Source organism: Methylobacterium sp. HJ2 (assembly GCF_056431005.1).
In genome coordinates this window covers 85,703-110,341 of the sequence record NZ_JBWJYM010000013.1, presented here as the reverse complement: position 1 = coordinate 110,341, position 24,639 = coordinate 85,703, and the positions used below count along the sequence as shown (strand labels likewise).

Sequence of the window (24,639 nt, the reverse complement as noted above, 5' to 3'; positions counted from 1 at the left end):
GGTTCGAAAGCGGCCCCACGGCGTGGGTACCATCCGTAAGATTTCGACCACTAGATGTTCGGTCCCAACATGTGGTGTGACGGATCGAGCCTGAAGCGTTCTGGCTCTTTCGTCCAGGCCTGGCAGATGAACTCGTAGGGCGTGAGGCCGCGCAGGGTCTTGAGCCGGCGTCCGCAGTTGTAGGCATCCACGAACAGCTGCAGGTGCTGCCGGAGTTCGTTGTGGCTCTCGTAATGGTAGCGCTTGACCATGGCGTCCTTGATAGTTCGGTTCATCCGCTCGACTTGACCGTTCGTCCATGGGCAGCGCGGCTTGGTCAGGCGGTGCTCGATCTTCGTCTGCTCGCACGCCCAGTCGAATGAGTGCCAGCGGTACAGGCGCGGCCCGTCCTGGGTCGCCCAGTAGGCGGCTGCCTTCGCTTCGGCCTCCTCGTTCACTGGCTTGTTGTCGGTAAACTGGATGCCGTTATCCGTGAGCACCGTGTGGATCGTGTAAGGCACCGCCGCGATCAGATCATGTAGAAAGGCTGCAGCGATCCGTTGCGTCGCCTTCTCGTGCAGTTGGACGATGGCGAACTTGCTGGTGCGGTCGATGGCCACGAACAGATGTAGCTTGCCCTGTTCGGTGCTGACCTGCGCGATGTCGATGTGGAAGTCGCCGATCGGGTAGGCCTTGAACTTCGAACGCTTCGGCTTGTCGCCCTCGACGTCCGGCAGGCGACTGATGCCGTGACGCTGCAGACAGCGATGAAGCGACGAGCGGGTCAGATGCGGCAGGCTCGGTTGCAGCGCGTAGAGGCAGTCGTCCAGCGGCAGCAGAGTGTGCCGGCGGAAAGCGACGATCACCGCCTCGTCCTCTAGGCTGAGCACGCTGGATCGGGGCTCCTTCGGTCCCATCCGAGCATCGGTGCTGGTCTGGCGTGAGCGCCACTTCTGCACCGTCGTGGCGCTGATGCCGTAGCGCTTGGCGGCGGCCCTCACGCTCTCTTGACGAGCTTGGATTGCCCGACGGACCATCTTGTATCTTGGAGTTGCTCGCTGGCGTGAAGCCAGCGAGGCTACACGGTGAGGGTCAGCCCGCGTCCGTCTGGGGCTCGCAAGCCCGCGACAGAGCAAGGTGCGGCCCTCACCGCCACAGTCCCGAACCCGGACAGCCGCTCGGGCCCGAGCCCGCATTTGCAAGGTAGGGTCATGGACGAACAACCCACCCTCTTCGTTGGCATCGACGTATCCAAGGACCGTCTCGACGTTCATCTCAGGCCGACGGACGAGGCCTTCCACGTTCCGCGGGATGCGAAGGCGCTTGAAGCCCTCGCGCGCCGCTTCGGCAACCTCCCGGTTGCCCTCGTCGTCCTGGAAGCCACTGGCGGCTTCGAGGCGAACGTCGCTGCAGCGCTTGCAGCGGCCGGACTGCCGCTCTGCATCGTCAACCCGCGCCAGATCCGCGACTTCGCCAGAGCCATGGGCAGGCTGGCCAAGACCGACGCGCTCGACGCTGAGGTGATCGCTCTCTTCGCCGAACGCATGAGACCGCCGGCCAGACCTCTGCCCGAGCCGAAGAGAAGCCACTTCGCCGAGCTCGTGAGCCGGCGGCGGCAGATCATCGGGATGATCAAGATGGAGACCAACCGCCGCGACCAAGCCGTGGACAAGCAGCTGACCCGGCGGCTTAGCCGCCACATTGCCTTCCTGGAGGAGGAGCTCGCAGAGCTCGACGGGGTATCGGCCAAGCCATCAAGGCCTCTCCCGTCTGGTGCGAGACTGAGGCGTTGCTCAAGTCCGTTCCCGGGGTCGGCGACGTCACCGCGCGCACGCTTCTGGCTCAGCTGCCTGAACTCGGCACCATCGGGCGCCACCAGCTCGCGGCTCTCGTCGGCATCGCGCCGATCAACCGCGATTCCGGTCTGATGCGGGGCCGGCGATCCATCGCGGGTGGGCGAACATCTGTGCGGGGCGTGCTGTACATGGCTGCGCTGACCGCGATCCGGCGAGGTTCTCCCTTCCGGCCCTTCTACGAGCGGCTCACCCAGCGCGGCCGACCGAGAAAGGTTGCCCTTGTGGCGGTGATGCGAAAGCTCCTGGTGACGCTCAACGCTATGGTCCGCGACCGCACACCCTGGCGGCCCCTCACGGATTGACCTTCAACACAGCCGCTCAGTCGTCGTGGCGCTGCCGTGGAGAACCTGTCCCATAGCGCGTCCCTCTATGCGGCATCAGTCGTACCACCACACAGTGGGACCGAACATCAGATGGCCCTTGGGTGCGTCTCCGAAGCGGACATCGGTCAAGCCGGCGGCCACGACAGTGGGGTCAGCCGTCCGCCCGACCGAAAGCCCCGACGCCCTCCCGGACTAGGGTTGAGCGCCACCTCTGCGTCGCCGCGCCAGTGCACCCGGAAGTCCTTGCCGGCGAGCTGGTTGTCGTGGCCGAAGAACGCCTCGACCTCGTCGAGCAGGCCGGGTCGCAGGTCGGACAGGGTATGGACGTGCGCATGCGTGCGGGCTTTCACCGCTACACCGATCAAGCGGTCATTGCGCTCCCAGGCGCCGTCGCGCTCTCGCTGCGCGGCCTCGATGACGCCGACCAGCCGCGCCTCCAGCACGCAGCCCGGGAAGGCGGCCGCATCGAGCAACAGCAGGATGTCGAGCGGGTAGCCGTCGGCGCCCTTGGTCGAGGGGATCATGCCGGAGCCGTAAGGGAAGGTCGTGCCCTCCGGCTGGACCAACTTGAACAGGAAGGCACCGAGCGCTTCCGCGTAGGCGTACTTGCTCGGGCTGGCCTTGGGCGTCTCGACGACGATGTGGACGTGGCCTGCCTCGCCGAATGTCGGGAGGCGGCCAAGCGGCGGGGGGACGGGGACAAGACGGCGCTTCAGCGCCGCGCCCGGGATGGCGCCATAGGTTGGGGAACCCGGGAGGGGGCCCCGGGTCCTCGGGAGCGCCCGTGCGGGTAGCCGGGCGAGACCGTACGACCTGTAGTGATTGGGCTAGCCATTCCGGCGCCGGTACTTGCTCGCGTCGGTCGGTCCCGAGGTGGATTCGGACACAGTCGCGCGCTCCACGACGATGCGCTGTCGCTCGGGCGGAACCGGCTGGATCACCTCTGATGCCAGACATCGTGATCCCACAAGGGGCGGCGGCCGCCCATCATCCGCGCGGGCGGGGGCATGGGCGCTCCGAGCATCCGCACGCAACCGTACGATACTGCCGGGTTATCCTTGACCGCAGCGTCCTCAGGCTTAGAACCGCGGATTCTACTTCCGAACCCTCCTCACCCTTGCGTTCGGCAGGAAGGACGGTCGAACGCGAGTGAACTGTCCATGGCGCTGGTGAAGAGGACGCGGCTCGCGCCGCAGGAAAAATCCGCCGATGCCGGCGCGAGTGTTCCGAACCCTTCCCCGGTCACGCCTATTCCAGCCGGACGCTCGCGCGAGCGGTCCCGTGCGAGGCGGGAGAAGGCCGCCGAGCGGCTCGCCGCCGCGACGGAGGAACTCGCGGCGGGGATGACCGAGGCGTCGTCGGCCGCCGAGGAACTGCGCCGGTCGATGGAGCAGATCGCCTCCGGCGCCGAGGAAGCCGCCGGGGCTGCGCAGGAGTCCATCGGCGCCATCGAGGGCATCGCCGCCCGTCTGTCAGAGGCCCGGGAACGGGCGGACGCCTCGCGTCAGTCGACCACGGCGTTCCAGACGCAGCTGGCGGAGAACGGCGTTCAAATCACCACGTCGGTCGCAGCCGTGCAGGCCAATTCCCGCCGACAGTCCGCCACGGTCACTTTGATCGAGGAGCTCGACCGTGGGGCCGCCAGCATCGGTGAGATCACCGGTACGGTCGAGCACATCTCCGACCAGACTAACTTGCTCGCCCTGAACGCCGCCATCGAGGCGGCTCGTGCCGGCGAGCACGGGCGCGGCTTCGCGGTCGTCGCCGACGAGGTGCGGGCGCTCGCCGAGACGTCCGAAACGAGCGCCGGCGAGGTCCGAACGCTCGCCGAGGCGATCCGCACCATGGTCCGCGGTGTCGGCGACATCATACGCGCCGCGGCCCGGACTGCGACGGCTGAAGCGGAGGCCGGCAGCCGCGTAACCGAGAGATTGGAGGCGGTCCGGTCGGAACTCGGCACGTTGTCGGAGGGCGCGCAGGGCATCCTGGCCGCCGCGGTCGAGGCCGAGACGGCCATCCGAGAGGCGCAACGCGGCGCGGAGCAGATTGCCTCCGCGGCAGAGGAGCAGGCCGCCGCCGCAGGGCAGGCCCAGCAGGCCGTGGCGCAGCAGACGCAATCCCTCGACCAGGCTCAAACGACCGCGCAGGCGTTGGCGGGTCTCGCCGACGACCTGACCGGCAGCGGCTCGGTCCGGGATCGAGCCGAAGAGGTCGCCTCGGCGGCCGAGGAACTCTCGGCCACGGTCCAGGAATTGGCCGGGGCGGCCGGCGAGATCCTCGCCGCCATCGACCAGATCAGCCGCGGGACCGCCATCCAGAGCGCCGCCGCGCAGCAGTCCAGCGCCGCGATGGCCCAGGTCGAGCGTAGCGCCGCGGTATTCAGCTCGAATGCGACGGCCGCCCGAGAGAGCGTCGCCGGCATCGGGGCGACCATGCGGGACGTGCGCTCGGCGGTCGGCTTTCTCGCCGACGGCGTCGAGCGCTCCCTCGGCGAGACCCGCGCCTGCCTCGCCCGCATCGGCGAATTGGAAGGCAGCAATCGCCGCATCGAGAAGACCGTCGGCTCTATCGCCCTGGTCGCCGTGCAGGTGAACATGCTCGCGGTCAGCGGGGCCATCGAGGCGGCCCGCGCCGGCGAGGGGGGGCAGGGTTTCGCCGTGGTGTCGAACGACATCCGCGCGCTGGCCCGCGACGCGGCGGCGAACGCGGACCGCATCCTCGACACCGTGCGCGCCATACAAGATGGTGTCGCCGCCGTTCGACGCGCGCTTGAGATGGTCGTCGCTGCGTCCGAGACGGAGGCGCAGCGCAATCGGGCTCTGGTCGTAAACCTGGCCGGCGTCGAGGAAGACATCGCCCGACTGGAGGCTGGCAATGCCGACGTCCTGACCGGGGCGGGCGCCATCGTCGTCGCCGCCCGCGAGGGCCTGAAGGGCGCGCAGCAGATCGCGGCCGCGGCCGAGCAGGCTGACCGCGCCTCCAGTGAGGCCGCAACTGCGGCGCGCCAGCAGTCGAAGGGTGCCGAGGATCTCGCGGCGAGCGTCGAGGAAATCGCGTCGCTCGCCGACGAGTTGCAGGCCGCGGATGCCTGAGACCGACGGCACGGGCGACCGACGCTACCTCGTCTTCACGCTGGGCTCGGACGACTTCGCCCTCGATGCGGGCATCGTCCGCGAGCTTCTCCGGCCGCCCAGACTGACGCGGGTGCCCGGCGCACCGGCCGCGCTGGCCGGGCTCACCAACCTTCGCGGTACGGCCCTACCGGTGCTCGACTTGCGCCGCGTCGTGCGTCCGGGATTCGAGCCCGCCACGGAACCGACTCGTGTCGTCGTGGCAGAGGCGGCCGAGGCGGTCGGGCTGTTGGTCGACCGCGTCGTCGCGTTCTCGGCAGGTGCGGAATCGTTCGAGGAAGAAGGCCCATCGAAAGTCCGGCGTCTCACCACCACGGCGGGGTCGGGGCAGGTTCGCGTGCTCGATCTCCCGGCCTTGGTCGCGGAAGCGTTTCCCCGTGGGCGTGCCGGCGCGTCCGCGTCCGCAGGCGTCCGGCATGGACGGGATGAGGTTGCCGGCGCGGCGGATGCGGAGCGCGTCGCGCTGGTTTCCTTCACGGCCGCTGGGCGATCCTACGCCTTGCCGCTGGAGCGGGTCGCGGAAGTGCTCGCGCTGCCGCCGGACGTCGTGCCGGTGCCGCGGGCCGGGACCGCCGCCCTGGGCGTCGTCGCGCTGCGGGGCCGGGTGCTTCCGCTGCTGAACTTGCCGGCGCTGCTCGGCCTCGCCGCGCCACTGCCGGGGGCGGAAGCGCGCATCGTCGTCGCGCGCCTCGGAGGAACGGAGACCGGCCTCGTCGTCGATGCCCTGGGTCCGATCCTGCGGCTCGCCCCTGATGCCGTCGATCCGGTGCCGTCGGCGTTGAGCCGGGGCGGCGCGACCGCCGTCGACGCGATCTGCCGGGTCGATGCAGCCGGGACGCTCGTCTCCGTGCTGTCCCCCGACCGCCTGTTGGAAGGGACGTCCGTGACCACCTCGACCGTACGCTCCGATAACGCCAAGACCTTGGATGTCATGGCCAGAGATGCGACCGAGCAGGTCGTGGTCTTTGACGTCGGGGGCGAAAGCTACGGCGTAGCGGTCGGCGCGGTGCGGGAGGTTCTCCGCGTCCCGGAGACCATGGCGCGCCTGCCCCGGTCGCCGGACCTGATCGTCGGAGCCATAGACGTGCGGGGTACCGTGCTGGCCGTGGTGGACCAACGACGACGCTTCGGCCTGCCGCCCGGCCAGGCCGGCCCGCGCCGGCGCATCGTCGTGCTCGAAGCCGGTGGCAGCGTCGCCGGCCTGCTCGTCGACGGTGTCTCGCGCATGCTGCGCCTCGACGCGGCCGCGATCCGGCCGACGCCCGACTACTCCGGGGACGCGGAGAACGCCATCGACCGGGTCGCAACCCTCGACGATGGCAGCCTCCTGCCTATCGTCGACGCCTCGGTACTCCTCGCCGGCACGGACCGCAGCGTGCGCGCTTCGACGAAGCGGTTGCGGCGGCAGGACGCCGGCGCGGAACCCGCGGCATGATCCGCCTCCTGGTCGTCGATGACTCGGCGCTGATGCGCAAGCTCCTCGGCGGCGTGTTCGCGCAGGAACCGGACTTCGAGCTGGCCTTCGCGCGGGATGGCGATCAGGCGCTGGCCGAGCATGCCCGGTTCCGCCCGGACGTGATCACCCTCGACGTCAATATGCCGGGCCTCGACGGCCTCGCATGCCTCGACCGCATCATGCTGGATCGTCCGACGCCGGTGGTGATGGTGTCGTCCCTGACCGCGGATGGCGCGGAGGTCACGCTCGACGCGATGGAGCGCGGCGCCGTCGACTTCGTCGCCAAGCCCGGCGGCGCCGTCTCCCTGGAGATCGACCGCCTCGGTCCGCTGATCGTGCAGAAGGTCCGGGCGGCCGCCCGCGCCCGCCTGCGTCCGACCCTGCGCCTGGCAGAGCGCATCCGTGCCAGGAGCGCCTCCTCGGCCCGCGCCGCGGAGGGATGGCCACCGCGACGAGCGACCGTGCCTTCGACTGCGACACCGCCCACGTCGTCGCCAGCGCCCGGGCCGGTCGAGGGCGTTGTGCTGGTCGGGACATCCACGGGCGGACCGCCGGCGCTTGATGCCTTGCTGTCGCGATTGCCGGCGGATTTTCCGTGGCCGGTCGTAGTTGCACAGCACATGCCCGGCAGCTTCACCGGGCCCCTGGCACGCCGGCTCGACGGCCTGTGCGCCCTGCGGGTGCAGGAAGCCACGCGGCCGATGCCGCTGGCTTCGGGCAACGTCTACGTGGGGAGAGGGGACGCGGATGTGACTCTCGCGCGCCGCCCCTCCGGACTGGTCGTGCAACCGGTGCCGGTTCATGCCGAGTACCTTTGGCACCCGAGCGTCGACCGCCTCGTCGCGAGCGCCCTCGAACTGGTCCAACCCTCACGCCTGATCGGCGTGCTGATGACCGGCATGGGCCGCGACGGCGCCGCGACGATGGCAGAGTTGCAAGCGAAGGGCGGCCGCACCATCGCAGAGAGCGAGCAGACGGCTGTGGTGTGGGGCATGCCGGGAGAGCTGGTCCGGGCGGGAGGCGCCACCGTAGTCTCGCCACTCGACGACATCGCCGACGCGCTGCTGGACATGGTGCCCTGATGCCGCTCGTACGCCGCGATCCGCCCCGTCCGCCCGAAAGCACGGGCGTGTCTGCAGCCGTCGCCGCCCCACGCGACCTCACTTGCCGCACCGGGGCGGCGGACGATCTGGGGAATGCCCTTGAAGCGGAGACGGACCCGCGCGCTCGTGAAGCTGTTCTCGCGGCGCTGCTGGCCATAGCGGATCCATCCGCCGCCGCCGCGCTCGCCCGGCACCTGCGCTCGGAAGACGCGTCGCTGCGCAACGCCTGCATCGAGGCGCTCCAGGCGATGCCCGCCGCGGCTTCCTCGGTGCTGCCCAGCCTGCTCGCCGACGCCGACGCCGACGTCCGGCTGCTCGCCACCGAGATCGTGCGGACGCAGCCGACCGAGGCCGCAAATGGCATGCTCGCGCGCCTGCTTGAGCGCGAGACCCACCCGAACGTCTGCGGTGCAGCTGTGGAGGTGCTGGCGGAGGTCGGGACGTCCGATGCGGTGCCGTCGTTGCGTGCCGCCCGGAGCCGGTTTTCATCGGAGGCCTTCCTGCCCCAGGCCATCGACACCGTGCTCGCGCGCCTCGGATCGGGGCGTTGAGCGCGTGTCCGAACCCACATCGCCGGTTACCGATGCCGACTTCGCGCGCTTCTGCGAATTCCTGTACCGGCGCACCGGCATCCTGTTCACGCCGGCCAAGCGCTATTTCGTCGACCGGCGCCTCGCCGAACGCATGCAGGCCACCGCGTCTCGCTCGTTCGCGATCTACCTCGCCCGCCTGCGCGCCGACACGGACGGCGAGGTCGAGAAGCTCATCAACGCCTTCACCATCAACGAGACCTATTTTTACCGTGAGGACCACCAGCTCCGCTGCCTGACCTCCGCGCTTCTGCCTGAGCGCGTCACCGGCAAGCCGTCAGGGGCAACCGTGCGGATCTGGTCGATGCCCTGCTCGACCGGCGAAGAGCCTTATTCGGTGGCGATCTGGCTCCTGGAGAATTGGCCGGAGGTCGACCGCTACGATATCGAGATCGTCGGCTCGGACATCGACACCCGCGCGCTCGCCGCCGCGGAGGAAGGCCGGTATGGTGAGCGCGCGCTGATGCGGCTGAGCCCGGATCTCGTCGCCCGCTATTTCGTGCGCGAGGAGACGCGCCTCGGCCCGGCCTGGCGCATCCTTGCGGACCTGCGCGGCTCAGTGCGTTTCACCCCCTGCAACCTCACGGAGGCGGCAGCGATGGCCACGCAGGGTCGATTCGACGTCATACTCTGCCGCAACGTCCTGATCTACTTCGACGACGCCTCTCGACGCGTCGCGGCGGACAACATCTTCGATGCCCTCGTCCCAGGCGGGTTCGTCTGCCTCGGCCACACCGAGAGCATGAGCCGGATCTCCCCTTTGTTCAGGGTCTGCCGCTACGATGACGCCATCGTCTATAGGCGGCCGCGCGAGGGCGAGCATGGCTGAGACCGCGACCGCACCCGTCGAGCCCCCCCGCGTGCTCGTCGTCGACGACGCGAGCCTGGTGCGGATGTACTATCGGGGTGTCCTGGAGAAGGCGGGCTTCGTCGTCGACGAGGCGCTCAACGGCATAGAGGGGCTGGAACGGGTACTGGGCACGACCTACGACCTTCTCGTCGTGGACGTGAACATGCCGAAGATGGACGGCTTCAGCTTCCTCCGCGCCCTGCGGGGTCGCGAGTTCCCGATCCGGTCCATCCCCGCCCTTATGACCAGCACCGAGGCCGGCGACGGCGACCGGGAGGCGGCGCGAGCCGCGGGCGCGAACTTCTATCTGGTCAAGCCGCTCTCCGAGGACGCGCTTGCCGCGCATGCCCTGACGCTCGCGGGACGGCGCCCGTGAACGAGCTTCTCGAACAATTCCTCGCCGAGACGCGCGAGCTCGTCCAATCGGCCACGGAGGACCTGCTCGCGCTTGAGGCGGCACCGGGCGACGCAGAGGCGGTGAACCGGGTGTTCCGCGCCTTCCACACGCTCAAGGGCTCCGTCGGCCTGTTCGATTACCCGCCGTGGTTCGCGCTCCTGCACGCCGCCGAGGATGGCCTCTCCGCTGCGCGGGTTGGGACCCTCGCGGTGGATGCCAAGCTGATCGACCTCTCGCTGGAGACCCTCGATGCCACGGCGCGATGGGCCAATGCGGTGGAGGCGACGGAGCGGTTGCCGGCCACCGCCGCGACCGAGGCGGCCGATCTGGCCGAGCGGTACCGTTCGCTCATCGGGCGCAAAACGAAGGTCCTGGCGGCTGATGCGGCAGCGTTACCGGGATGGGCCATCCGTCTCGCCGACCCCGCCGACGTCAGCGGCAAAGCGCTGACCGCGGTGCGATACCTGCCCCGGAACGACTGCTTCTTCTCAGGGGACGACCCGCTCGCGCTGGTCCGGAAGGTACCCGGCCTGCGGGCTGTCTCGGTCGAACCGGCCACGCCGTGGGAACCGGGCGAGGAATTCGACGCCTATGCCTGCAACCTCGTCATCACCCTGCTGACCGAGGCCCCGCGCCCGGAGGTTGAAACGGCCTTCCGGCTCGTCGGCGACCAGATCACGGTCATTGATATGCCCGTGGCCGGCGCACGGACCGTGGTCCGCGAGGTTCAGACCGGGGTCGCGCCTACGTTGCCGCCGGTCGTCGCCGCAATCCTCACGGAACAGGTCCGCGTGCTGGCCGCCGAGGGCGATGGGGTCACCGACGCGGGCCGTTCGGAAGCCTGCGCGCGAGCGGCGGCGAACGCACTCCGGTCGGTTGGCCGTTCCGTCGACGCGGAGCAGTGCGCGCGGGCGCTCGAACGCGGGCTGGATGCCCTCCGGGCGGCCATCGATGCCGTCCTGACCGGCCGGCCGGACACCACTTCCCTGACCGGTGCCGAGGAGGATAGGGGCGCGACCGAGTTCCCCAGTGGAGACGCGGCCCGTACCCTGCGGGTCGACGCCTCCCGGGTCGACGGCCTCGTCGCGCTGGTCGGCGAGCTCGTCGTGGCCCGCAACACCCTTGGCCATCTCGCCGCCCGGGCCGAGGCCGGCGAGGATTCGGGCACGCTGGCCCGCGCGATCCGCGAGGCCGACGCGAATATCGGGCGCCTCGCGACGACGTTGCATCGGAGCGCCGTCTCGCTCCGGCTCACGCCGCTCTCAGGGGTGTTCCGCCGCTTCACGCGTCCGGTGCGCGAGGCCGCACGCGGCCTCGGCAAGGAGGTCGTCCTCGACGTCGAAGGCGAGGACACGGAGGCGGACAGGAGCATCGTCGAGAACCTGTTCGAGCCACTGCTGCACGTCGTGCGCAATGCGGTCGACCACGGCCTGGAGGATGCGGCAACGCGGCGACGAGACGGCAAGCCCGGAGCCGGGCGCATTCGCATGGCAGCCGGGCAGGACGACAACGGCATCGTCGTGTCGGTCTCCGACGACGGGCGCGGGATCGACCCGGCCTTCATCCGCCGCCGGGCATTCGAGCGCGGCTTATGCTCGGCCGAGGCGGCCGCGACACTCGATGACGAAGCTGTCATCGACCTGATCTTCGCGCCGGGTTTTTCGACGGCGGAGAGCGTCAGCGCCCTGTCGGGTCGGGGCGTCGGCATGGACGTGGTGCGTGCGGCGGCGGTGCGCATGGGCGGCCGCGTCTCGGTCGAGAGCCAAGTCGGCCTTGGCACCATGATCCACCTGCACCTGCCCCGGACCGTCGCCCTGGCTCGCATCATGGTGGTCGAAGCGGGCGGGGAATCGTACGGCATCGCGATGGACGCCGTCGTGGAGGTCGTTCGTAGGCCGCGGACGGCCATCCATGCCGTCGCCGGCGGGCGCGCGACGGTCCTGCGGGACCGAACCGTTCCGGTGTTTCGGCTCGTCGATCTGTCGGGGCATGGGCACGTTTCCATCGCGGCCCCGGAGGCCTTGCTCCTGGCCATCCGGGTGGGTCCGGAGACTGCCGCCCTGGAAGTCGACCGCGTCGAGGACCGCATCGAAGCGGTGGTCCGGCCGCCATCCGGCCTCGTGGCGGCCCTGCCGGGGGTGGCAGGCACGACCCTTCTCGGCGACGGCCGCGTGTTGCTCGTGCTCGACCCTGCCTCCCTGCTCGCGGCCGAGCCGACGGTGGACCAGATGGCTCGGGAGCAAAGGTGATGGCCGTTGTACGCCGGACTGACGCCGGGTCGGGAGCGCCCATACGCCTGGAAGGGGTCTGCCCGGTCGAGGACGCCGAGACGCTCGCCCTGCTCATCCTCGAAGACCGCGCCGCCTCGGTGGACTGGACCGCCTGCACCCGCATGCACACCGCGGTGTATCAAGTCCTGCTCCGGCTGCGGCCCAGCGTGCTAGGAACTTGCGGCGACCCGTTCGTCGACCGTTGGCTGACCCCGTTCCGGCCAGGATAAAGTGGCGTCGCTGACACTTACGGCTTTGCCCAGCGACGACCCAAGCGCATAAAGGATTTTCCCGCCACGCATCCGAGCGTATCGCGCGCAATCCAACCAGCATCGCTTTCCATGCCGACTATCGTCCTCATCGTCGACGACAGCAAGCTCGCGCGCCTCGTGGTCGCCAAGCTCCTGCGCCAGCTCAGGCCGGACTGGGAGGTGGTGGAGGCGGCCAACGCCGACCTGGCGATGTCCGTCATGGGGGACCGTCAGGTCGACGTGGCGCTGCTCGACTTCAACATGCCCGGAAAGGACGGCCTCGAACTCGCCGCGGACCTACGCGCAGCGAAACCCAACATGCCCATCGCCGTCGTTTCGGCCAACATCCAGGACGAGATCATCGCGCGCGCCCGCAGCGTCGACGCCACCTTCCTTGCGAAGCCGCTCACCGAGGAGGCGCTCGCCGGCTTCCTGTCGGGTGCCGCGCTCAGGCTGCGCAGGGCGGCCTCGTGACGTCAGCCACAGTCGATCTCACCGAACTGCAGCGCGACGCCTTCACCGAGCTCGTCAACATCGGCGTCAGCAAGGCCGCCGCCAGCCTACGCAAGATGATCGGCGTTCAGGTGCTGCTGTCGGTGCCGGCCGTGGAGATCGTGTCCCGGGCCGAGGCTGCGCGCATGATCGGGGAGCGGGAGGCGTCCGAGCTCGTCGTCATTCAGCAGGATTTCACCGGCGCCTTCGCCGGCCGCGCCCTCCTGATCTTCCCGCAGGAAAACGGGCGCGAGCTCGTCCGGGCAGTGGCCGGCGAGGAACTGTCCGCGGACGAGGTGGCGGAGCTGGAGGACGAGGCGCTCACCGAGACCGGAAACGTCATCCTGAACGGCTGCCTCGCGACGATGGCTAACCTGCTGCAGCGGACCCTGACGATGTCGCTGCCGGAGGTCATGAGGGGCGACGGTCCGCGGATCTTCCGGCCGACCGGCGAAGAGGAAGCCGATTCTCTGGTTTTGTTCCTGTACATCAACTTCGCGGTGCGCGAGCGCGACATCCGAGGGTACATCGCCATGCTGATGGACCTGCCGTCGCTGGAAAGCCTGAAGGTCCTGATCGATGAGTTCGTCGAGCGGGCCATCGGTGAGACCGAGTCGTGACCCATCCGACCGACGACGAGGTTCGCGGGCCGGGACGTACGTCCGCTTCCCTGAGCGGAGCGGCGGAGGAGATGCGCGGCACAGCGGGGCCATTCATCGCCGCGTTCGAACGCACCCCCCAGCCTATGGTCGTGACCGATCCGCGCCTCCCCGATAACCCCATCGTCTTCGCCAATCCAGCCTTCCTCGCCTTGACCGGCTACTCGGCCGGCGAGGTGCTCGGGCGCAACTGCCGGTTCCTCCAAGGCCCCGATACCGACCCTGCCGCCCTGGCCCAGGTCCGGGGCGCGATGGCCGGTCGGAAGGAGGTGAAGGTTCAACTCCTCAACTACCGCAAGGACGGCTCGACATTCTGGAACGAGCTCTACCTCAGCCCGGTCTTCGATGAGGCCGGCGAACTCTTGAACTTTTTCGCCTCTCAGGTCGACGTCACGCTCGCGCGTCAGGGACAGGTCGCGGCGGAACGTCAGGCCGGCATCGAGCGGCGTCTCGCCGACGCCCAGCGGCAATTAAAGATCACCCTCACGGCCGCGGGGGTCGCAGGGACCTGGGATTGGGACATCCCGGGCAAGCGGCTCCACGTCGACGACCGCTTCGCGCTCCTCAACGGCATCGAGCAGGACGTCGGCGCAGTCGGAGTGCCAACCGGCGCCTTCTTCAATCGCGTCCACCCACAGGACCGGACGCGTGTGCGACTGGCGGTTAGCGGCATCCTGAACGGCGCCGAGATATTCGACCGAGAATATCGTCTGCAGGCGTCGGATGGCGCGATCCGTTGGGTCCATGCCCGGGGCCGCTGCGCATACGGCGCGGACGGCAGCCCGTTGCGCTTCACCGGGGTCCTGGTCGAGATCACCGAGCAGAAGCGCGTCGAGGAGCGGCTGCGCATCGCTCAGACCGCCGGCCGGATCGGCACTTTCGAGTACGTACCGGGCTTTGCCACCGTCGCGGTGTCGCCCCAGTTCTGCAGCCTGCTCGGCATCGTACCGGCCGAGACCTTGGCGGTAAGCGCGGTGAACGCCCTCGTCTGCGAGGGCGGCCCCTTGCTCGACCCGAGCTTGGGGGGGTCCGGTGAGCTTCTCTATGCGGAAATGTACGTTCGGATGGCGGACACCGGTGAGATGCGCTGGCTCGCCAGGCGCGGCGAGGCTGTGCGCGACGACGCCTCGGCGGAGATGCGTCACGTCGGCGTGGTCTACGACATCACGGCCACCAAGGCGTCCGAGGTCGCCCTGCGCGAGATGAACGATACGCTGGAGGCCCGCGTCCGCGAGGCCATCGCGGAACGCGAGCAGGCCGAGGAGCAGCTGCGCCAATCCCAGAAGATGGAGGCCGTCGGGCAACTCACCGGCGGCATTGCGCACGATTTCAACAACCTGCTCACCGGCATCGTTGGATCGCTCGACCTGATGCAGACCCGCATCAACGAGGGGCGGACCGAGAACCTGACCCGATACGCCGGCCTCGCCATGGCCTCGGCACAGCGTGCGGCGGCGCTCACCCATCGCCTGCTGGCGTTCTCGCGCCAGCAGCCGCTGGAGGCGAAGGCCGTGGACGTGAACCGGCTGGTGGGCTCGATGGACGACCTGCTGCGCCGCACGCTGGGCGAGCGCGTCCGCTTGGAAGTGGTCGTGGCGGGTGGCCTTTGGCTGACGCTGTGCGACCCGAACCAGTTGGAGAACGCCATACTCAATCTCGCCATCAACGCGCGCGACGCGATGCCGGATGGAGGGCGGCTCATCATCGAGACGGCTAACTCATTCCTAGACGACGCCTACGTTGCTCGCGAGGTCGGGGTGCGGGCTGGGCAGTATGTCTGCGTCTGCGTCACCGACACCGGCAGCGGGATGCCGCCGGAGGTTATTGCGCGAGCGTTTGACCCGTTCTTCACGACGAAGCCGATTGGCCAGGGCACCGGGCTTGGCCTGAGCATGATCTACGGCTTCGCCAAGCAGTCCGAGGGCAACGTTAAGATCTATTCCGAGACCGGCAAGGGCACCTCGGTGAAGCTCTACCTCCCCCGCTATTACGGCGAGGTGGAGGAACCCGGCGCGACCGGGCGCGAGACGCCGCGTGCTGAACATGGCGAGACGGTCCTCGTGGTCGAGGACGACGATACCGTGCGCACCCTGGTCGTCGAGGTCCTGGCCGAACTCGGCTACGCCACGCGGGAGGCGCCCGACGGTCCGTCTGGCCTGCGCATCCTGCAGTCGGACGCACGGATCGACCTCCTCGTCACGGACGTCGGGCTGCCCGGCCTGAACGGGCGCCAGCTCGCCGATCAGGCCCGCATCGGCCGGCCCGGTCTCAAGGTGTTGTTCATGACCGGCTACGCGGAGAACGCCGCCTTCGGGGCCGGCCATCTCGAACCGGGTATGCAGATGATCACCAAGCCCTTTCCGGTGGAGGTATTGGCCAGCAAGATCCGCTCGATCATAGAAGCTTGATCGTCTGTCTGTGCACGGGCCGAGTAGCACAGAAGCCTAATGCTAACGGGCCATGACATGCTGATGTCATGGCGGCCGCTTTCAGGTCTGCTTCGCCTTCCAAGCGGACATCCGAATCCGCCGGGCGGAAGATCCGCAACGAGTCGCATTGAGACGAGGGCACGGGCGGCAACAATGGTCTGCTTCTTCGTCTTGAACGCCGGACGCGGACGGACCGGTTTCGGCCAGCATCTGCCGCAACGGATCCTTCGCCTGAACGTCTAAGATGGTTGATTCTCTGCCGGTCCGCCTCTAGGCGGTGATATGGAAAAGTAGACTCCCCAGCTGCGCTGTTCTCGGCAGCGGGCGATCGTCCACAAGGTCTGATGTTCTCGATGACGGACGACCCCGAAGCTTGGACCTGACCACAGGTAGGGCCAAACGGTGAGGGAGATGTGGCGTGGATCTTCTCACAAATGTCGGAGAAGTTGCTACTCTGAGAGCACGTCCTTGATGCGGACGGCCAGGGCGTCCATGGCGAAAGGCTTGGTGACGACGGCCATACCGGGATCGAGATGGCCATGCCCAATGGCGGCGTTCTCGGCGTAGCCGGTGATGAAGATGACCTTGAGCGCGGGCCGCAGCATCCGAGCGGCATCGGCGATCTGGCGGCCGTTCATACCATTCGGTAGGCCGACATCCGTCATCAACAGGTCGATGCTGATATCCGACTCCAGGATGCGCATAGCGGTCGGGCCGTCGACGGCTTCAAGCGCGTTGTAGCCGAGGTCGCCCAAGACTTCGATGATGAGCATGCGGACGGCCGCTTCGTCATCGACGATCAGGACGGTTTCACCCTTGTCGGCGCGCGGCGGTGGGATGCTGACAGCGTCCTCGTTTTCAGTGTTTTTCCCGTAATGACGGGGCAGGTAGAGGCATATCATGGCCCCCTGCCCAGCTTCGGAGTAGATGCGAACCTGCCCGCCCGACTGCCGCGCGAAGCCGTAGATCATCGACAGGCCGAGGCCGGTTCCTTGGCCAGTGGGTTTGGTCGTAAAGAAAGGCTCGAAGGCGCGAGCGATCACGTCGGGCGGCATGCCCGTGCCGGTGTCGCTGACGCACAGGGAAACATATTGGCCTTCCGGCAAATCGCGCTCGCGGGCGGCGCGCTTGTCGAGCCAGCGGTTGCCGGTCTCGATCGTGAGACTGCCGCCGTCCGGCATCGCGTCGCGGGCGTTGATGCAGAGGTTTAGCAGGGCGTTTTCGAGCTGGTGCGGATCGACGAGCGTGGTCCAGAGGCCGCCGGCCGCAACAACCTCGACTGTTATGGCCGGGCCGACTGTGCGCCGGATCAGCTCGTCCATGCCCTTCACGAGCTGGTTGACCTCGGTCGGCTTGGGGTCGAGCGTCTGGCGGCGGGAGAAGGCAAGCAGACGGTGTGTCAGGGACGAGGCTCGCTTGGCGGCTGTCTGCGCGGCGGAGGCGAACTTGGCGATGTCGTTGAGCCGTCCCTGCAAGATCCGCAGCTCCAGCAGTTCGAGGCTGCCGGAGATCACGGCCAGCAGGTTGTTGAAGTCGTGCGCAAGGCCCCCAGTCAATTGCCCGACCGCCTCCATCTTCTGCGCCTGCCGGAGAGCGTCCTGCGTGACGGCAAGCTCTGCTTCCGACCGCAGCCGGCTGGAAATATCCTTGGCGAAGTGGAACGCGCCGATGATTTCGCCTTCGGAGTTGCGCAGCGGCGAATAGGTGACCTCCCAAGCGGGTTTGGCTAGATCGGGATCGCCGAACTCTTCCGTGATCGTATAGCTCTCGCCCGTCAGCGCCCGCGCCATGAACCCCCGCATGATCGGTGCCTGGTCCGGGGGAAACAGGTCGGGAAACACCTCACCCAACTGAACGCGGTGGCCGAAAATCCGGTAAAATTCGTCGCTATGGGCCTGGTTGAAGGCGATCAGCCGGTAGCTCGTATCAAACGCACAGATGGGCGCGGCGCTCGACTGGACGATATCGCCATAGAGCCGCATTTCGGCGGTGCGCTTGGCGACTTCGCGTTCAAGCCCCGCATTCAACTCCTTCAGCTCGGCCTCGCTACGCAGCAGTCTTGACTCGGTCTCCTTACGCGCGGTGACGTCGATGGCGGTGCCGATGGCCCGGATGCAGCGGCCGGATCGGTCGAAGATGCCTTTGCCCTTGGCCGCGACCCAGCGGACGATACTGTCCTCCCGCCCGATGGTGCGGTATTCGACGTCGTAGGTGGACCGCTTGTCGGGGTCGAGCGCCGTCGCGAATGCCTCGGCGGTGGCGTCGTAGTCGTCCGGATGCAGGCCGTCATAGAAGTCCTGCATGCTGCACGGCACATCCGGCGAAATGCCGAACATGGCCTTGGTGCGCGGCGGCCAAGTGAGCACGCCGGTCGTGAGGTCGAGGTCCCAGGTTCCGATTTCGGCGGCCTCGGTCGCCAGGCGCAAGGCTTCCTCGCTCAAATTGAGCCGGAGCTGGTTGGCCTCGCGCTCGGCGGTCAAGAAGGCGTTTTCGCCTTCGAGGGCGGCGAGGCGTTCCCGCTCCAGGGTCACGTCGAGCTGGCTCGCGAAGAAATAGGCGAGGTCGCCTTTGGCGTCCCGGACCGGTGCCATCAGCAGCCGGTTCCAGAACGGCGTGCCGTCCTTCTTGTGATTGCGGATTTCGATTTCAATCGCGCGTGGCGCGGCGACGGCTTCGCGGATTAGCGTCACGGTCGCCGGATCGGTTTCCGGCCCTTGCAGGAAGCGGCAGTTGCGGCCGACGATTTCCTGGTGGTCGTAGCCGGTCAACCGACAGAACGAGTTGTTGGCGAAGACAATGGGATTGTCGGGCTGGTTCGGGTCCGTGACGATCATCGGCATGCGGGTCGCCCGCACGGCGGCGGCGAACGGATCGATGCCCCCGTCCGTGCCGGCTATCTCGGACTTGATGCGCGCGCGGTCACGCTCGACTTTGGTATGCGACGCGTCTTCGCCTTCCTGCTGATTTTGCTCGTCCATGCCCTCAACCTTAGAAAGAAGCCCCGGCCCCTCTCCTTGCAGTTATGTGGTGAGCGATCCGATGGTGCAGAGGCCAGAGTGCCTGTACCGGCCGCTCCTAACCGGAAAAGCGAACGCGCGCCACGCGACCAACTGAGCTTGGCCGGACTACTGACGAATGGCCGCTTTCGGGAAGCGGCAATGGCGACCTGAGCGGCCGGGTCGGGGGAAGGCCGTCCGCTTTTCGCTTTGTCGCACTCCAAAGCGGACGAGCCGTTTTCGGCCAGACTACGCCACGCCGGTTCGCCAGCGCGCATAGAACCGGACGTTCGGCTTGGCGCTCCATTTCGGCCGTTCAGCGACCTTCGGCGGTATCTCGGAAGCGGACGCCGGCTCGCCATGAGCGCCCGGCCGGAATGCGGCCATTTCGGCCGCTCAGCTACAGCTCGCGGCTTCTCAGAAGGGGACTTGCGTCAGCGCAGCTTCCTGCGCTTGCTCCTTCCACTTCTGGACCTTGGACACGCCACCGATGTGCCCTCATGCGATCGGTATGGGATCACCCTCGGTGAACTCGCGCCAGAGTAGGACCAAAGCCGCCATAACAGCAGGCCCGAGGAAGAGCCCAAGCAGGCCAAGCGTTTCGACGCCGCCCAAGATACCGAGGAGCACCAGCAGGAAGGGGAGGCGCGTCGTCCCGCCAATCAGCGCCGGGCGCACGAAATGGTCGGCCACGAAGGTCACGACGAAGCCTACAGCGATGACTATTGCGCCAGCCACCGCCGAGCCTTGCGCGAACAGGATCAGCCCAGCGGCTCCGAAGACCACGGGCGCGGCAAACGGGATCATTGCGGCAATGGCTGTGAGCGCCCCTAGCAGAATGGGGTGGGGCACACCAGCAAAGTAGTAAACCAACCCTAGAAGGAAGCCCTCCCCAATGCCCACCAGCACCAGACCGTCGACGGTCCCGTGCACGGAGGCGACCATCTGACGAGCCACACGCTCGCCGCGAGGCCCGAACAGCTTGTTGCAGGCTGTCAAGCTCTGCTCACGCACCGTGCGCCCGTCGCGGAACAGGAAGAACAACGTCACGAGCGTGAAGCCGAAGAGGATTAGCCGGTGGAGCACCTGCCCGGCAGCTGTGCGGCCCAGTTCGCGCACCGATGAGGTGTTGAACCGCTCCAGGAGCGCGTGAGACCAGCCCGCATGGGCAAGGTTGTCGTTCCACCAGTTCGTAACTGCTCCTGCTCCGTAGGGCAGGCGTGAGACGATCTCGGGCACGGGGATGCCAGACTGCTCGACGCTGCGGCTGTACTCCAGCAGCGCGTGCGCCTCGTGCGCGGCTTCGACTGCCAGCACGAGGAAGGGGATCAGGAACACCAGAGCCACCAGCACTGTGAAGAGGGCTGGCAGCAGCAAGTTGTGACGGCTGGGTGGGAAGCGCTGCTCGGCTCGGCGGTAAAGCGGCCAGAGCGCGATGACCAAGATGGCTCCCCAGATCAGTGCTGGCAGAAAGCGGTGGAGGACGTAGAGGCCCAGCGATGAAAGGGTAAGCACGAGCGCGATACGGGCCACGCGCTGCGATGTGGGGCTCGGCGGCTCGCGAGAGGGTCCTGGCAGCGGGCGGGCCGGTCCGGCCTCGAACCGCCAGACGTTGTTCTCTGGTCTATCCATGTTCGGACCACCTTCACCCTATCAATGCGCTGCGGGTGAACGTGCTGACGCCGCCTCCGGGTTCCCCGCCTCGGCTGGACGCGCCCACGGTGTTGGCCATCCGCGCCTGCCGTGCACCGCACGGCTTCTGGCTGCCGACCGCGGTGTCTCGTGCGGTCTGGTGCTCCATCAAGGCACAAGTTCGGACCCGAGCACCACAACCGTCTTGGACAGCCAGATCCTGGTCATGAAGCCGATGGGCGCTCCCAGCGTGCACTCGGACGCGCTGAAGCGCTGACTCAGTCGCATCGGAGAGATTCAGGCGGCTCACGGTTGCGGCCTCAGTTCGTCTTCGGTTAGTTCTCGCTCACGCTTAACAGCCCGATACAGATCGAACAGGGCGCCATACCGGGCCGGGTTCACCCAATTCAGGCAGTCGATGCCGGCTGTGGCTGCGCGAAGTCGATCTAGATTGATGCGCGGCCGGATGGCCCGGCCTTCAGCGGCCAACTGCCAGAGCGCCTCAACTCTGGCAGCGGCAAATAGGCGGCTCTCAGGCGAATGGCTGGCGTCCTCGGCATAGGCGGCCAAGTCCTCGGCAGCCGCCATCGCGTACACCTCATCGATCTCGGGCTTCACCACGGTCTCGATACGCTCTTGCGGTTGAAGGCCGTGGATCTTCACGCCGCGGTGGAAGCCAACAACTGGCATGGGGACATTGCTGTTCATTGAAAGCCTCCACGCGCCGCCATCAACGCCAGGGCTCGTCGTGTCAGCGGATCGTCCTCCAACACTGTGTCATCAGCCGGCTGAGGGGCTGGCACGGGAAGGAGCCGACCGGAGTTCTGCAGCAGCACCCGGCAGGCCGCGATACGAGCGGCGGCAGGCGCCGTTTGGTCGATCGCCAGTCCTGCCAGGATCCGTAGAGGATCGATCCAATCTGGATTCACACCGCAGATCATCGCTCTGCGCCGGAGGGTCTCGGCGCGCGTGGGGCGACCACCCTTGGATTTCGCGATTGGAGGGTTTTCAGGGGTTTTCTGACTTCGAGATTTGGACATTTTTACTGCTCCGAATATGCAACTGCGGAGTGAAACTGACGCTGATCGGCTATGTGAAGCCCTGGAGTTTTTCTTCTTGGCGCGCGCGCGAGTCCTATGAACGGGACCATGTGCGGTGGACGCCCGGCGAATGCCTGAAGTTTTGCCCGCCCCCTCCCTTCGTGAAATCCCAGCCTTAAGCAGGCATGCTCCGCTGCATCCTCTGAAGCACTCCGTTGCCGCCCTCTGCGAAAGGTTGGTAGGCTGATCGCACCTAGCGAGAGGGGCAGATTTGGATCCGCTTTTCACACCGGGATGCGACCACGTTGCCTGGATTGGAAAGGGCTTTGTGTGGAGCTTGGAAATGGTCCCTGTCGCCTTCATTGCGGGTGACCATGCTTGGTCTATGGAGGCGAGCAATTGGCTGGGCTGTGTCGACCTATTGACTTGCATGGACAGGAACGGCCGTCCGGTTGCCTGGAGCTCCTCAGCTCGGGTCACCGCTCGAGGAATCTCCAGTTGGCCGATGGCTCCGATGAGGCCGGTGACACCTGGCAGACCCATGCGGCCGCTGACACCACGGAGACCTTTGATGCCTATGACGCCAACTGGAGGCTGGTCGCATCTCAGCTTCGAAGAGTGGCTGAACTCGTAGCCTAACACTGAGAGGGGCTCTGCTTCGTAGACCTCAGTGGCGCCTCGGCGTTGCGACTCGCCAGCCAAAGGACGGCTGCTTCGATGTCGCCGAACGTTCCGGCCGGATCGCCATTTGGCAAGCGACGGAACACGACACCGGGACCAGATCGAATAAGTGACCCGAGGTGAATTCTGAGCGAATAGATTTCAAAGGGGCATGGCACACTAAAACTCCACACAGCGCACAGTCAGGATAGCACATAAATTGTGGTCCGTCCCATGGCTCTCCGATTGGACTCCATTGGCGCCTGAGACCTTCGACAAATCTAATTGGATGAGCTTCGATTAATTCAGGACGCTCGCTCGGATTGACGAGCGAGCGCTAATTCGAGGTGAGCCGTCAGTGCAGGGAAGCCACGTAAGGGGCGATCGCTTGGAACCCGTAGACGTAGGCCGTCGGATATGCGTCTCCGAAGCCCGCTCCCTCGCCGTAGAGGTGGCTCCAGTAATCAGCGAAGGTCATAGGCCTGGGCTGCTTAGGTGTGCCGAACTCAGTACGTCGCATTCGGCGGGCTAATTCAAGCGGTCCGCGGTACGCAGCGACCGACAGGGCTGAGAGTTCGGCTCGGCTGGTGATCTCGTGGAAAGCCCGGAGCGCCTCGATCTCGGCGACAGCCCATTCCTGTTCTGGGCTGCCGTCTGAGTTCCAAGGCCTTCGAGGATCATGAGCTGATCGGATCTTCATCATCGCTCAGGCTCCCTGGATCAGGCGACGCTTGGCGCGGCGCTCAACAACGACGGGTGGACGGCGCATGGGCTCTCGGACAGGCTCAGGCTCCGTAATGGGGGCAGTTGCCGGGACGGCAATGGATGCCGTGGCGACGTCATCGGTCTCCGGCGGCAGAGCCGATGCCACCTGTACGAAGACGCTGAATTCCTGCTTGTAGATCTCAGCCAGGACGCGGGCCTGAGCCTCCGCTTCTGCGAAGCTGCCGTGCTCGAAGGGCTTGCTTCCCACCTTGATCAGCATGCCGGTTTTCGGATCCCGACAGGCGATCATGAAGCCGCCCCGGATGGTCTGCGGCGGTCTCTCGGCCATGCCGGGGTATTCCCGCAGGCGCCGCTTCAATTTCGTCATGGTGCTACCTCGAATTGGAAATTGCGGTTCAGCGGAGCGCCAGGCGGCTGCCGAGCTGGTCGAGGCGATCAAGCCGCGTGAGATCGTCGGCGATCCGCTGCAGCAGCGAGGCGCGGAGCTCTTGGAATGCCGCTCTGTCCGGATCCGCGGCCCGCATGGCGGCGATCGTGAGAGTGACCGGTCCCGCTTGCGCATGAGCGTGCGGGGCTGCCTGAGCCGTGCTATTCGTGTCCATGCTGGATTTCCTCTGCGGGGGTTCGGTTAGGCCCGGGGGCGCTGGCCGGCGCTGACCCGGGCCGTTTTGCTTCAAGCGTGCTGGGCGCCGCCGAATTGATCCGCGACCTTGCTGAGCGCTATGGCGAGCGTGGAAATCCGCTGAGCGTGCGCCGAAGTCTGTGCCATTGCGGGGTCCGATGGCGAGCTTGCGGAAGCAAGAGCGGTCGCCTGACCGAGAGCCGACTGCAGGTGAAGCGCTGTCGCCACCATGAGCGCAGCGACTCGCAGGGTAATTCCGTGCTCGCGCCAATCCTCTTTGGCCGCGGTCGAGTTGAATTAATCCTAGAATTCTTCCGCAGTGATCGCGTCGACGCGGGCTGCATAGAGGCGATGGGCCATGTGTGCCGTAAGTGCGACGGCGGGATGCACCACGCCGCTCGCCACACGGTGCAGGCCGTCATTTTCATTTTCAGACATAGTTCGTCCTCCTCCGGATTGCGCCGGGCCGCACAGCCGCCACTTGGCGGTTGATCTCGGTATGTCGGAGAGGCCGCCTCCGTGTCCGTCGCGCTGTCCACGGCACGCAGGGGGGCCAAGATATTTAGAGTCCCCACAGTTTAGGGGTGGAGATTTGGCCTGTTTCCACCGCTAGATTAGGGGTGGTGGATGGCCTTTTCGCTTCGGATTTAGGGGTGGAAGCACTTCGGATTTAGGGGTGGGCAAAAATCCTGCAGCCTGCTCACCGAACAGCGATTTTCCGTCTGGCCTTTCCCGTTCCGGACACTTGCTCGCGGGTGAGTTCGCGGTTTTCCTCGACTGTCCGGCGCGCCGTAGCGGCCACCTTCCTCGCATCTGCAAGAGACGTGAATCGTCGCCAGCTTTCGACAGGCGGTTCGCCGTCATGCGTTGGAAGCCAACAGAGCCGGTATCGAGCTGGGCGTCCCTTGTGGCTGCCAAATGCCTTGTGGCCTGGATCTGTGCGCTGGATCAGGCCAACAGCGATGGCTTCCTCAAGCGCGGGCAAAACCGAAGCTGATCCGATCCCATAGGCTTCGAAGTCCGCCCATGTAACCGGAAGGTCGCCGTTCTGTGAGCCGCCATGTGCCATATGCTCGAGCGCGATCCGGCAAACTACCCTTTGCCCCGCTCCTGATAGGGCTCGCCAAGCGGGGCTTTCGAGGATGGCTTGAGTCAGCCAAATCCATGCTTCATTGGG

Annotated in this window: 19 protein-coding genes and 4 pseudogenes; 13 read left to right on the top strand and 10 right to left on the bottom strand. The window is 66.9% G+C overall.

The window, feature by feature from the left end; genetic code table 11:
* Positions 1–50 precede the first annotated feature (50 nt).
* The gene (locus ACS5RC_RS24755) at positions 51–1,016 is read right to left on the bottom strand and encodes an IS481 family transposase (protein ID WP_478346582.1); all 966 of its coding nucleotides are present in this window, start codon (positions 1,014–1,016) and stop codon (positions 51–53) included.
* Positions 1,017–1,190: 174 nt separating this feature from the next.
* Here ACS5RC_RS24755 and ACS5RC_RS24750 point away from each other — a divergent pair.
* Positions 1,191–2,137, top strand: a pseudogene (locus ACS5RC_RS24750) (IS110 family RNA-guided transposase).
* Positions 2,138–2,283: 146 nt separating this feature from the next.
* Here the strand turns inward: ACS5RC_RS24750 and ACS5RC_RS24745 are convergent.
* Complete coding sequence (locus ACS5RC_RS24745) at positions 2,284–2,799, bottom strand: inorganic diphosphatase (RefSeq protein ID WP_478346591.1); 516 nt, start codon at positions 2,797–2,799, stop codon at positions 2,284–2,286.
* A 519-nt stretch (positions 2,800–3,318) separates the two neighbouring features.
* On the opposite strand from ACS5RC_RS24745, the gene ACS5RC_RS24740 reads away from it, so the two are divergent.
* From ACS5RC_RS24740 to ACS5RC_RS24690, 11 genes and pseudogenes are all read left to right on the top strand, one after another.
* Entirely contained in the window at positions 3,319–5,250 is a 1,932-nt protein-coding gene (locus ACS5RC_RS24740; protein ID WP_478346581.1) for a methyl-accepting chemotaxis protein, read from the top strand.
* Complete coding sequence (locus ACS5RC_RS24735; RefSeq protein ID WP_478346580.1) at positions 5,243–6,724, top strand: chemotaxis protein CheW; 1,482 nt, start codon at positions 5,243–5,245, stop codon at positions 6,722–6,724. The genes ACS5RC_RS24740 and ACS5RC_RS24735 overlap by 8 nt, the downstream gene beginning before the upstream one ends.
* Positions 6,721–7,827: a chemotaxis-specific protein-glutamate methyltransferase CheB gene (cheB, locus tag ACS5RC_RS24730; RefSeq protein WP_478346579.1), complete on the top strand. Its 1,107-nt coding sequence runs from the start codon at positions 6,721–6,723 to the stop codon at positions 7,825–7,827. The genes ACS5RC_RS24735 and cheB overlap by 4 nt, the downstream gene beginning before the upstream one ends.
* On the top strand, positions 7,827–8,399 hold the full coding sequence (locus tag ACS5RC_RS24725; protein ID WP_478346578.1) for a HEAT repeat domain-containing protein: 573 nt from the start codon (positions 7,827–7,829) through the stop codon (positions 8,397–8,399). Before cheB ends, ACS5RC_RS24725 begins: the two co-directional genes overlap by 1 nt.
* 4 nt (positions 8,400–8,403) lie before the next feature.
* Complete coding sequence (locus ACS5RC_RS24720; RefSeq protein ID WP_478346577.1) at positions 8,404–9,267, top strand: CheR family methyltransferase; 864 nt, start codon at positions 8,404–8,406, stop codon at positions 9,265–9,267.
* The gene (locus tag ACS5RC_RS24715) at positions 9,260–9,664 is read left to right on the top strand and encodes a response regulator (RefSeq protein WP_478346576.1); all 405 of its coding nucleotides are present in this window, start codon (positions 9,260–9,262) and stop codon (positions 9,662–9,664) included. Before ACS5RC_RS24720 ends, ACS5RC_RS24715 begins: the two co-directional genes overlap by 8 nt.
* Positions 9,661–11,934, top strand: coding sequence for a chemotaxis protein CheA (locus ACS5RC_RS24710; RefSeq protein ID WP_478346575.1), 2,274 nt, complete (start codon positions 9,661–9,663; stop codon positions 11,932–11,934). The genes ACS5RC_RS24715 and ACS5RC_RS24710 overlap by 4 nt, the downstream gene beginning before the upstream one ends.
* A 362-nt stretch (positions 11,935–12,296) precedes the next feature.
* Positions 12,297–12,680: a response regulator transcription factor gene (locus ACS5RC_RS24705; protein ID WP_478346574.1), complete on the top strand. Its 384-nt coding sequence runs from the start codon at positions 12,297–12,299 to the stop codon at positions 12,678–12,680.
* 95 nt (positions 12,681–12,775) lie between these two features.
* The gene (locus ACS5RC_RS24700; RefSeq protein WP_478346573.1) at positions 12,776–13,318 is read left to right on the top strand and encodes a chemotaxis protein CheX; all 543 of its coding nucleotides are present in this window, start codon (positions 12,776–12,778) and stop codon (positions 13,316–13,318) included.
* 71 nt (positions 13,319–13,389) lie between these two features.
* Positions 13,390–14,190: pseudogene (locus tag ACS5RC_RS24695) on the top strand (PAS domain-containing protein); the annotation flags it as partial.
* Between the two features lie 279 nt (positions 14,191–14,469).
* A pseudogene (locus tag ACS5RC_RS24690) lies at positions 14,470–15,765 on the top strand (ATP-binding protein); the annotation flags it as partial.
* A 470-nt stretch (positions 15,766–16,235) separates the two neighbouring features.
* Here the strand turns inward: ACS5RC_RS24690 and ACS5RC_RS24685 are convergent.
* The 4 genes and pseudogenes from ACS5RC_RS24685 to ACS5RC_RS24670 all read right to left on the bottom strand — a co-directional run bounded on the left by ACS5RC_RS24685 (position 16,236) and on the right by ACS5RC_RS24670 (position 21,122).
* Entirely contained in the window at positions 16,236–18,764 is a 2,529-nt protein-coding gene (locus ACS5RC_RS24685) for a PAS domain S-box protein (protein WP_478346572.1), read from the bottom strand.
* A gap of 516 nt (positions 18,765–19,280) precedes the next feature.
* Complete coding sequence (locus tag ACS5RC_RS24680) at positions 19,281–20,414, bottom strand: AI-2E family transporter (protein ID WP_478346571.1); 1,134 nt, start codon at positions 20,412–20,414, stop codon at positions 19,281–19,283.
* A gap of 13 nt (positions 20,415–20,427) precedes the next feature.
* Positions 20,428–20,666, bottom strand: a pseudogene (locus tag ACS5RC_RS24675) (hypothetical protein); the annotation flags it as partial.
* Between the two features lie 54 nt (positions 20,667–20,720).
* A complete protein-coding gene (locus ACS5RC_RS24670) occupies positions 20,721–21,122 on the bottom strand; it encodes a hypothetical protein (protein WP_478346570.1) in 402 nt (133 codons plus the stop codon).
* Positions 21,123–21,725: 603 nt separating this feature from the next.
* Between ACS5RC_RS24670 and ACS5RC_RS24665 the strand changes: the two genes are divergently transcribed.
* Positions 21,726–22,088 (top strand): 4-fold beta flower protein, encoded by a 363-nt coding sequence (locus ACS5RC_RS24665; protein ID WP_478346569.1) that lies wholly within the window; start codon positions 21,726–21,728, stop codon positions 22,086–22,088.
* Positions 22,089–22,469: 381 nt separating this feature from the next.
* Here the strand turns inward: ACS5RC_RS24665 and ACS5RC_RS24660 are convergent, their stop codons facing one another.
* From ACS5RC_RS24660 to ACS5RC_RS24645, 4 genes are all read right to left on the bottom strand, one after another.
* Entirely contained in the window at positions 22,470–22,592 is a 123-nt protein-coding gene (locus ACS5RC_RS24660; RefSeq protein WP_478346568.1) for a hypothetical protein, read from the bottom strand.
* A 228-nt stretch (positions 22,593–22,820) separates the two neighbouring features.
* A complete protein-coding gene (locus tag ACS5RC_RS24655) occupies positions 22,821–23,207 on the bottom strand; it encodes a hypothetical protein (protein ID WP_478346567.1) in 387 nt (128 codons plus the stop codon).
* 28 nt (positions 23,208–23,235) lie between these two features.
* Entirely contained in the window at positions 23,236–23,364 is a 129-nt protein-coding gene (locus ACS5RC_RS24650; protein ID WP_478346566.1) for a hypothetical protein, read from the bottom strand.
* Positions 23,365–23,765: 401 nt separating this feature from the next.
* Positions 23,766–23,900 carry a hypothetical protein gene (locus ACS5RC_RS24645; RefSeq protein ID WP_478346565.1) on the bottom strand — a complete coding sequence of 45 codons (135 nt, stop codon included), beginning with the start codon at positions 23,898–23,900 and terminating at the stop codon, positions 23,766–23,768.
* Positions 23,901–24,639: the final 739 nt, after the last annotated feature.

What these genes read in the sequence shown, in the direction of transcription:
- ACS5RC_RS24755 (WP_478346582.1), bottom strand. Translation starts at nt 1,016, where the DNA reads ATGGTCCGTCGGGCAATCCAAGCTCGTCAAGAGAGCGTGAGGGCCGCC.
- ACS5RC_RS24740 (WP_478346581.1), top strand. Translation starts at nt 3,319, where the DNA reads ATGGCGCTGGTGAAGAGGACGCGGCTCGCGCCGCAGGAAAAATCCGCC.
- ACS5RC_RS24735 (WP_478346580.1), top strand. Translation starts at nt 5,243, where the DNA reads ATGCCTGAGACCGACGGCACGGGCGACCGACGCTACCTCGTCTTCACG.
- cheB (WP_478346579.1), top strand. Translation starts at nt 6,721, where the DNA reads ATGATCCGCCTCCTGGTCGTCGATGACTCGGCGCTGATGCGCAAGCTC.
- ACS5RC_RS24725 (WP_478346578.1), top strand. Translation starts at nt 7,827, where the DNA reads ATGCCGCTCGTACGCCGCGATCCGCCCCGTCCGCCCGAAAGCACGGGC.
- ACS5RC_RS24715 (WP_478346576.1), top strand. Translation starts at nt 9,260, where the DNA reads ATGGCTGAGACCGCGACCGCACCCGTCGAGCCCCCCCGCGTGCTCGTC.
- ACS5RC_RS24705 (WP_478346574.1), top strand. Translation starts at nt 12,297, where the DNA reads ATGCCGACTATCGTCCTCATCGTCGACGACAGCAAGCTCGCGCGCCTC.
- ACS5RC_RS24700 (WP_478346573.1), top strand. Translation starts at nt 12,776, where the DNA reads ATGATCGGCGTTCAGGTGCTGCTGTCGGTGCCGGCCGTGGAGATCGTG.
- ACS5RC_RS24685 (WP_478346572.1), bottom strand. Translation starts at nt 18,764, where the DNA reads ATGGACGAGCAAAATCAGCAGGAAGGCGAAGACGCGTCGCATACCAAA.
- ACS5RC_RS24680 (WP_478346571.1), bottom strand. Translation starts at nt 20,414, where the DNA reads ATGGATAGACCAGAGAACAACGTCTGGCGGTTCGAGGCCGGACCGGCC.
- ACS5RC_RS24670 (WP_478346570.1), bottom strand. Translation starts at nt 21,122, where the DNA reads ATGAACAGCAATGTCCCCATGCCAGTTGTTGGCTTCCACCGCGGCGTG.
- ACS5RC_RS24660 (WP_478346568.1), bottom strand. Translation starts at nt 22,592, where the DNA reads ATGACCTTCGCTGATTACTGGAGCCACCTCTACGGCGAGGGAGCGGGC.
- ACS5RC_RS24655 (WP_478346567.1), bottom strand. Translation starts at nt 23,207, where the DNA reads ATGACGAAATTGAAGCGGCGCCTGCGGGAATACCCCGGCATGGCCGAG.
- ACS5RC_RS24650 (WP_478346566.1), bottom strand. Translation starts at nt 23,364, where the DNA reads ATGCGGGCCGCGGATCCGGACAGAGCGGCATTCCAAGAGCTCCGCGCC.
- ACS5RC_RS24645 (WP_478346565.1), bottom strand. Translation starts at nt 23,900, where the DNA reads ATGTCTGAAAATGAAAATGACGGCCTGCACCGTGTGGCGAGCGGCGTG.